The organism is Mesorhizobium intechi, from assembly GCF_002879535.1.
GTDB classification, from domain to species: Bacteria; Pseudomonadota; Alphaproteobacteria; order Rhizobiales; family Rhizobiaceae; genus Mesorhizobium; species Mesorhizobium intechi.
On the sequence record NZ_PNOT02000349.1, the window covers coordinates 1 to 8,247 of the forward strand.

General features: G+C 63.2%; 9 protein-coding genes and 1 pseudogene. 4 read left to right on the forward strand and 6 right to left on the reverse strand.

Going from position 1 to position 8,247, the window contains the following annotated elements:
* Together C1D09_RS33955 and C1D09_RS29310 are read right to left on the reverse strand one after the other, a co-directional pair.
* Window positions 1-151 (reverse strand): annotated as a pseudogene (locus C1D09_RS33955) (DUF423 domain-containing protein); the annotation flags it as partial.
* A 23-nt stretch (window positions 152-174) separates the two neighbouring features.
* Window positions 175-1,428 (reverse strand): multidrug efflux MFS transporter, encoded by a 1,254-nt coding sequence (locus tag C1D09_RS29310; protein WP_143977471.1) that lies wholly within the window; start codon window positions 1,426-1,428, stop codon window positions 175-177.
* A gap of 112 nt (window positions 1,429-1,540) precedes the next feature.
* Here C1D09_RS29310 and C1D09_RS29315 point away from each other — a divergent pair, with 112 nt between their 5' ends.
* Both C1D09_RS29315 and C1D09_RS29320 read left to right on the forward strand, forming a co-directional pair.
* Window positions 1,541-2,206: a GntR family transcriptional regulator gene (locus C1D09_RS29315; RefSeq protein WP_143977472.1), complete on the forward strand. Its 666-nt coding sequence runs from the start codon at window positions 1,541-1,543 to the stop codon at window positions 2,204-2,206.
* 21 nt (window positions 2,207-2,227) lie between these two features.
* Window positions 2,228-2,569, forward strand: coding sequence for a DUF982 domain-containing protein (locus C1D09_RS29320; RefSeq protein ID WP_246135919.1), 342 nt, complete (start codon window positions 2,228-2,230; stop codon window positions 2,567-2,569).
* 54 nt (window positions 2,570-2,623) lie between these two features.
* On the opposite strand, the gene C1D09_RS29325 is transcribed toward C1D09_RS29320, so the two are convergent.
* Window positions 2,624-2,770: a hypothetical protein gene (locus C1D09_RS29325; protein WP_142884760.1), complete on the reverse strand. Its 147-nt coding sequence runs from the start codon at window positions 2,768-2,770 to the stop codon at window positions 2,624-2,626.
* A gap of 196 nt (window positions 2,771-2,966) precedes the next feature.
* Here C1D09_RS29325 and C1D09_RS29330 point away from each other — a divergent pair, with 196 nt between their 5' ends.
* Window positions 2,967-3,938: a glycosyl transferase family 90 gene (locus C1D09_RS29330; RefSeq protein ID WP_143977473.1), complete on the forward strand. Its 972-nt coding sequence runs from the start codon at window positions 2,967-2,969 to the stop codon at window positions 3,936-3,938.
* Window positions 3,939-3,956: 18 nt separating this feature from the next.
* Here C1D09_RS29330 and C1D09_RS29335 read toward each other — a convergent pair whose 3' ends face one another.
* Window positions 3,957-5,000, reverse strand: coding sequence for an aldo/keto reductase (locus C1D09_RS29335; RefSeq protein ID WP_143977474.1), 1,044 nt, complete (start codon window positions 4,998-5,000; stop codon window positions 3,957-3,959).
* A 270-nt stretch (window positions 5,001-5,270) separates the two neighbouring features.
* Here C1D09_RS29335 and ppk2 point away from each other — a divergent pair, with 270 nt between their 5' ends.
* Window positions 5,271-6,191 (forward strand): polyphosphate kinase 2, encoded by a 921-nt coding sequence (gene ppk2, locus C1D09_RS29340; protein ID WP_143977475.1) that lies wholly within the window; start codon window positions 5,271-5,273, stop codon window positions 6,189-6,191.
* 173 nt (window positions 6,192-6,364) lie between these two features.
* On the opposite strand, the gene C1D09_RS29345 is transcribed toward ppk2, so the two are convergent.
* Both C1D09_RS29345 and hemB read right to left on the reverse strand, forming a co-directional pair.
* Entirely contained in the window at window positions 6,365-7,012 is a 648-nt protein-coding gene (locus tag C1D09_RS29345) for a dihydrofolate reductase family protein (RefSeq protein WP_143977476.1), read from the reverse strand.
* Between the two features lie 279 nt (window positions 7,013-7,291).
* A complete protein-coding gene (gene hemB, locus C1D09_RS29350) occupies window positions 7,292-8,245 on the reverse strand; it encodes a porphobilinogen synthase (protein WP_143977477.1) in 954 nt (317 codons plus the stop codon).
* Window positions 8,246-8,247: the final 2 nt, after the last annotated feature.

Below are 8,247 nucleotides of genomic sequence, written 5' to 3' on the forward strand. Positions count from 1 at the left end.
CCGGCGCGTGCATCAAGAGGAATGACGCGGCCGTGCCGGTGAAGGCGCCGCCGCGGTGCGCGGCCGCTGCCGACAGCGCCACGCCCGCCGCGCCGGCGAGACCGCCGGCAAACACGAGGAGACGGCTGGCGCTTGGTTCGGCGGAATTCATGTCGGCCAGCTCCTCTGACGCTCTCAGGACTCACTTGCTTCCAGCGCCATATGCCGTATGCGCCGCGACTGGACAATCCAGTTGTAGACGGCGCCGCCCGCCATCAGCGCCGATGTGCCGAGAAACACCGCCCGCATGCCGAAATGACCGCCGACGAAGCCGCCGGTCAATGGTCCCGCGACCTGCCCGACATACTGCGCCGAGATCGCCAGGCCAAGCACATTGCCGCCGACGCCGTCCGGGATGTTGTGGCGGATGACGCTGGTGATGCAGGGCAGCAAGCCGCCGAGCGCCAAGCCCATCAGGAAGCGCAGGCCGATCAGTTGCCAGCCATCGGTGACGAAGGCTTGCGGTATCAGCAGCAGGGCCGAGACGGCCAGCGCCCCGACGACAACGTTCCAGTGACCTACGCGGTCGGCGAGCTTGCCGAGCCAGGACGCTGACAGGATGGTGCCCAGCGCCGCCGCCGACATCACGACGCCGGCGACCATCGTCACCCTGGCCGGATCCTCGATGAGCTGCTGCACATAGACGGTGATGATCGGCTCGATGGACATGTTGGCGAAGGCCAGCAGCATGCCGGTTATCAGCATGGCCACGACCGGGCGCTTGTCCGGAATCCGTGACCAGCCGCTTTTCGGCTTGGCGCCCCATTCCGCTTTTGCCGGCTTCGGGCGAGGTGTCTCCTTGATGAGGAAAGTCGTGGCCAGGAAGGCAAGGAAGATGACGCCGCCGGACAGTAGGAAGGTGGCGCGGATGCCGATCACAGGTGGCAGCGCCCCGCCAAGCAGGGGGCCGACCAGTGAGCCCGCCGTTATCCCCGCCGACAGGACGCCCAGCGCCCAACCGGAACGGTCCTTTGGCGTCTGCATGGCCACCAATATGGTCGACCCCGAGGAATAGCCGCCGGCAAAGCCGATCAGCAGGCGCAGCAGCACCAGTTGCCAGACCGTCTCGACCATGCCTGTCAGCGACATGCAGATCGCCATGCCGAAGCTGGCGCGCACCAGCATCACCTTGCGGCCGTAGCGGTCGCCCAGCCGTCCCCACAGTGGCGCGACCAAGGCAGCGGCGAAGAAGGTGGCGCCATAGGCGATGCCGGACCATTGCACGATGGCGACATGGCCCCGCGCGCCGAGCTGTTCGACATAAAGCGGCAGGAAGGGCAACAGCAGGGTCATGGCGACAAGCGTGCTGAACGAGCCCGCGAAACACACCGCGAGATTGCGCCGCCAGTGGATGTTGTAGCCGCTCTGTTGCGTGTCTTCCTGTGTCATGTCCTGCCTGCCCGATATCAGCGCTTGTTGCGGATACCATTTTGGGATACCAAACTGGTATCCGTCATGAACCCCAGCCCGGCTGCTGTCAATGCGGCAACAAGGAAGCGCTATGTCGCAGATGCAGAATGTCGAACGGCAGTTGCGCGAGATGATCCTGGGGCTCGAGATCGGCCCAGGCGAGAAATTGACCGAGCGCTGGATCGAAGGCCGCTTCGGCGCCTCGCGCACACCGGTCAGGGCAGCACTCCTTCGGCTGGAAACCGAGGGGCTGGTGGGCAGGGATGGCCGCGGCTGGACGGTATCGCCCATCAACCTTGCCGAGCTCGAGCAGATTGCGGTCTATCGCGAAGCGGTCGAGGTCGCGGCTGTGCGGCTGACATGCCTGCATGCCGAGCGCAGCGCCATCGACGTGATCGAGGCGATGCTCGATTCCTGCGACGACAATACGCCGCGCGAGGAGTGGCATCGTGTCGGTATGGATTTTCACATCGAGCTGGCGCGCCTGTCGGGCAACGAATTTCTGTTCAGGGCGGTGCGCGATGCCATGACGCGCCTGTCGCGCGCCCGCTGGCTGGAAGTGCGTGACGAAGCGGCCCTTGGTCGCGCCTGGGCCGAACACCGCGCCATTCTGGCCGCGGCACGCCTTGGCGATGCCGACGAGGCGGCCCGCCTGCTTTCTGCGCACATCGTCGGCAGCCGCGACCGGCTGGTGACGTCGCTGGCCAACGACAGACGCGGCCTTCGTGCCAGGGGATTTGCCGTCGTGGCCGCGTAGCACTGACACGGAACAGGGTGCTTGCCGGCAAAAACAGGCGACGCCTCACGCCAAGCGCACTTTCGGCCTCGCTTCACGGACGCCGATGGCGTAAGAGCGGCGATGGAAAACAACCGATTTGAGACACCAGTGACCGTCAAGTCCGTCACGGCGGGAAGCACTCAGCTCTTGCGAACGGCCCGCGAGGCATCCGAATATCTCCTCAACAGCTGGCCAGGCAAGCGCAGCCCCAAGCATCGCGCGGCGCTGCAGGCCTGCCACGACGCGCTGGCCGGCGACAAGCCGGCCATGAACGCGCGGCGCGCCTTTATCGCCGCGGCGCGTGAAGTTGACGTTTTTGTCAGCGACAAGGCTCCTGCCTGACGCAGGGCCACAGCCTGGATTGACGCAAGGCCCGCATATGCGGGCCTTTTGCCGTCATTCCGGCGTTTCGTTTTCGATCTCTGCCTCGGGCTTGGAACGTTCGCGCGCGGCAACCTTGGCCGCCAGCTTTTCGGCTTTCTTCGCCGCTTTCTGCCGGTCGCGTTCCTTGCGTTCCTGATCGTAGTTTGGTGCTCGCGCCATATCGGCTCCTTTTGACCTGCCTTGCGGCTCCGACCTTGCCTAGGAGCATTAGCCGTCAAACACAACAGCTGAAACGACAGTGCGCGGGCGCGGGCCCCGGAGATCGAGGGGCTTGCCAGATAGGCGCCATAATGATGTAGGAAACGCGGGGCGCCAGCGTATTTGAGAGCAGCCCGTTGTTTTGACCAAGTGAATCATGGCCACAATTGCACGGACGTCGGCACGGGTTTTCTACTATGCGCGAAACGTCGTGCGCGATGTCGTTCCACAAGCCCTGTTCCGCCGCAGGCTCACTGCTCGCCTCGAACAGGCCACGCTTTCCGACGAGGCGGCGCGGCGGCGGCTGAATTACTACAACAAGCTGCGGGACGGTTTCGCGCCAAGCGCCAATGCGGTGCGCATCAGCAAACTGCCCTTCACGCCGACCATGTACTATTACGACCTGAAGGAATTCGCCCGCTATTTTGATCCCGGATTGCTCATCGACGTCGAATTCGGCGACGTCAGGGATGTGCCGAAGGTACCGACGATCGTCAAGGATAGGCCGATTCGTGATGACGACGAGAACGCGGTCATCATGAAGCTCGACAAATTCCGTCACTTCCAGATGCCGGCCGACACCATCTCGTTCGCCGACAAGTTGCCTATGGTGGTCTGGCGCGGCGATCTCAACAATCCGATCAGGACACGGTTTCTGCAAGCGGTGCGGGACCTGCCATTCTGCGATGCCGGCTCGCACAAGCCGAACGCACCGGCCGAATACGCCAAGCCCTTTCTCAGCATCAGCCAGCACCAGCGCTATCGCTACATCGTCTCGCTCGAGGGCAATGACGTGGCTACCAACCTCAAATGGATCCTGAACTCGAAGTCGCTTTGCCTGATGCCGCGGCCGACATACGAGACATGGTTCGCGGAGCGACAGCTCGAGGCCAATGTCCACTACGTGCCGCTCGATCCGGATTTCGCCGATCTCGGCGAAAAGGTGCGCTATTTCGAACGGCATCCGGCAGAGGCCGAGCGCATCATTGCCGCCGCCAATGCCTATTGCCGGAAATTCTCCAATGAGCGGGACGAGCAGGCGATCTCCCTGCTCGTGCTCTACAAATATTTCGCGCTCAGCGGCCAGATCGAACCCGATCCCGAACTCTGGCGCTTCATCGAGAGCTAGTGCGCCTCCGCCTGATGGTCAGATGACGCTGCGGTCGAGAACCATGTCGGCCGGGCCGAAGCGATCCTTAGCCGTCAACTGCTGGTGCCAATAGGGATAGAGCACCGGCGGCCGGCTGACCGCGTCGAGGCGCTGGCGTTCCTCAGGGCTGAGCGCCAGGCTTGCGGCCGCGAGATTGTCCTTGAGCTGGGCATCGTTGCGGGCGCCGATCACCAGCGAGGAGACGGCGGGCCGGCCGAGCAGCCAGGCCAGTGCCACCTGTGCGGCCGATACGCCGCGAGCCTTGCCGATCTCGACCAGCACGTCGACGATCCGCCAGAGCCGGTCCTCGTCACGGATCGGCGGCTCGGACCAGCCGGCGAGTTGCCGTGCGGTCGGGCTGTCGCGGTGGTATTTGCCGGACAGCAGGCCGCCGGCGAGCGGGCTCCAGACCAGCACGCCCAGCCCCTGGTCGACCGAGATCGGCAGCAATTCATATTCCGCCTCGCGCGCCTCCAGCGTGTAGTGGATTTGCTGGGTGACGAAGCGATGCTGGTGACGGCTGTCGCTGATGGATAGCGCCTTCATCACCTGCCAGCCGGACCAGTTGGAGCAGCCGATATAGCGCACCTTGCCCTGGTTGACCAAAGTGTCGAGCGCCGCGACGGTTTCCTCGACCGGGGTAAGCCCGTCCCACTGGTGGACGAAGTAGATGTCGATGACGTCGGTCTTCAGCCGCTTCAGGCTCGTCTCGCATTCGCGGATCAGGTGGTGGCGCGACAGGCCTTCGTCGTTCGGTCCACTGCCGATCCGCATGCGCGCCTTGGAGGCGATCAGCACGTCGTTCCTGCGCTTGCCGCCGAGTGCCTCGCCGATGATCTCCTCCGACAGGCCGTTGGAGTAGACATTGGCGGTGTCGATAAGATTGATGCCGGCATCGATGCACATGTCGATCATGCGCTTGGCTTCGCCAAGATCGCTGTTGCCCACCGCGGCGAAAGGCCCGGTGCCGCCGAAGGTCATGGTGCCCAAGGTCAGCGTCGAAACCTTGAGGCCGGAACGGCCAAGGGTGCGGTATTCCATGTCAGTCCTCGCGATTGCGTTGAAAGGGGGCGGGGCCCAAGGGCAGCCCGGAATGCGACCGTGGATTTGTAGGACAATTCGGCTGGCTTGTCGCCATGCCATGGCGACGGATCGATTGAACATGGCCGCCGCTATAGCGTCCGGCTGCAATAAAACCGTCACTGCCGGTCTATATTGAAGTCGGCTCAGGTGTTTCCCCGCCAGGCGGCCGCGCCAGCAATTTGGGGCGCGGCATGGGAACCGACAGGGCTTGCAAGCGGAGCAGTGCAAATGACTGAGCTAAAACAGAATTCTCCCGCCAAGGACTGGCTCGAAGCCGAGCTCGCCGACACGCTCGACGAAGACTATGAGCTCGAAATGTCGGAGCCGGCGCTGTCGTTGGAGATCGCCAAGATCTACAAGGACGCGCATCCGCCTTCGATCGACCGCATGCAATATTTTCGCGACCTGATCACCCTGCAGTCCGAATTGATCAAGCTGCAGTCCTGGGTCGCCTATCATAAGAAGAAGCTGGTGGTGATTTTCGAGGGCCGTGATTCCGCCGGCAAGGGCGGCGTTATCAAGCGCATTACTCAGCGGCTCAACCCGCGCATCTGCCGTGTCGTGGCGCTGCCCGCGCCGACCGAACGCGAGAAGTCGCAATGGTACTTCCAGCGCTATGTTCCGCATCTGCCGGCGGGCGGCGAGATCGTGCTGTTCGACCGTTCCTGGTACAACCGCTCCGGTGTCGAGCGGGTGATGGGCTTTGCCGATGCCGGTCAGGTCGAGGAATTTTTCCGCGACGTCCCCGAGTTCGAGCGCATGCTGGTGCGCTCCGGCATCACCGTGGTCAAATACTGGTTCTCGATCACCGACGAAGAGCAGCAGATGCGCTTCCTGATGCGCATCCATGACCCGATGAAGCAGTGGAAACTGTCGCCGATGGATCTGCAGTCGCGCGTGCGCTGGGAGCAGTACACCAAGGCCAAGGAAGAGACATTCGCCCGCACCAACATTCCCGAGGCGCCCTGGTTCATCGTCGAGGGCAATGACAAGAAGCGGGCGCGGCTGAACTGCATTGATCATCTGCTCAAGCAGATGCCGTATGAAGACGTGCCCCACGAGGAGATCACGCTGCCGGAGCGCGTGTTCAATCCCGAATACGAGCGCCAGACGCTGCCGCGCGAACTGTACGTTCCAGAGAAGTATTGAGGGGTTCTTCCGTCTCCCTGTTTCACGGGGAGGAGGTGCCCGAACGGCGAATGGGGCGGCAGCGCGGTTGGCACGCTCCAATTCGCTGCATTGGTGGCTTGCCGCAAATCTCCAAACGTCAGCGCTGCCCGCCCTGCCGGGCATTTCTCCCCGTAAAAACGGGGAGAAATAGGCTAACCCCGCTTGATCACCACATGCGTGGCAAGCGCCGTCGCGACCTGCTCGGTGCATTGATAGCCAAGCCTCAACATGTCCAGGCCAGCGAAGAGGTGCTCGCCCTTGCCAAGCAGCACCGGCGAAATCGCCAGATGCATCTGATCGATCAAACTCTCCTGCAGATATTGCCGGATGGTGGCGACGCCGCCACCGATCCGCACATCCTTGTCGCCGGCTGCCGCCTTCGCCTGCTCGAGCGCCGAATGGATGCCGTCCGTCACAAAATAAAAGGTCGTACCGCCTTCCATCGTGATGGGTGCCCGCGCGTGGTGCGTCAGCACGAAAACCGGCACATGGTAGGGAGGGTTGTTGCCCCACCAGCCTTTCCAGCTATCGTCAGGCCATTCGCCGCGGATCGGCCCGAACATGTTGCGGCCGAGGATCCAGGCGCCGACATTTTCGAAACTGCGCGCCGCGAACCCCTCGTTGATATCGGTGCTGCCGCCGTCTTGCCCGAGTACCATCTTACGGAAGGTGCGGGTGTTGACAAACCACTTGTGCAAGGATTCCCCGCCGATGCCGAGCGGATTTTGCAGATCCTGATCGGGACCGGCGCCATAGCCGTCGAGCGATACGGTGAATGCGTTGACGCGCAGCATGGACATGAAAGTCTCCTCGATAACCAGTAGTAATTTGCAAGCAGTTGCTATGTAGCAAACTGATTGCGTATTGCAAGCGCTTTTTCCAAGGCGAAAAGGCAGGTTTCCAGACCTCGCGGCTAGGCGAGGTCTGTGTTGTTCGTGACGATCGGTTCGAATGACAACCGACGGCCGCCGGAACGGCCGCCCCCATCATTTCATTCGGCCGTGAGTTCCGCTCATTCGGCCGTGATTTCTAGGCGCCGTCCTCATGCTTCAGGCGGGCGCTGCCAAGGGAGGCCGGGTCTATCCCTTCAGCATTTCCGCCACTTCGGGCGCGAAATAGGTCAAGATGCCGTCGCAGCCGGCGCGCTTGAAGGCGAGCAGCGATTCCAGCATCGCCTTCTCGCCGTCGATCCAGCCATTGGCGCCCGCCGCCTTGATCATCGAATATTCGCCCGACACCTGGTAGGCGAAGGTCGGCATCTGGAATTCGTCCTTCAGCCGGCGGATGATGTCGAGATAGGGCAGGCCGGGCTTGACCATCAGCATGTCCGCGCCCTCGGCGATGTCCTGCTCGGCCTCGCGCACCGCCTCGTCCGAATTGGCGTGGTCGATGTAGTACGTCTTCTTGTCGCCCTTGAGCAGGCCGGCGGTGCCGACCGCCTCGCGATAGGGGCCGTAGAAGGCTGAGGCGAACTTCGTCGCATAGGACATGATCGCCACGTCCTGAAAGCCGTTGGCGTCGAGCGCGTCGCGGATGGCGCCGATCCGGCCGTCCATCATGTCGGATGGCGCGATGATGTCGGCGCCCGCGGCTGCCTGGATGACCGCCGCCGCCGCGACCTGTTCGACCGTTTCGTCGTTGACGATGATGCCGTCGCGCAGGATGCCGTCATGGCCGTGGCTGGTGAACGGGTCGAGCGCCGCGTCGGTGATGATGCCGATCCCGGGCACCGCGTCCTTGATCGCGCGGGTGGCGCGGTTGATGACGTTTTCCGGGTCGAGGATGTGCGAGCCGGTCTGGTCGCGCAAGGCCAGTTCGACATTGGGGAAGGTGGCGAGTGCCGGAATGCCGAGCTTGGCCGCGCGTTCGGCCTCCTTGACGGCAAGGTTGACCGACAGGCGGAAGACGCCGGGCATGGCAGCGATCGGCTCGCGCACATCCTTGCCCTCGACGACGAAGATCGGCCAGATCAGGTCGTCGACAGTGAGCCGGTTCTCCTGCACCAGACGGCGCGACCAGTCGGCCTTGCGCATGC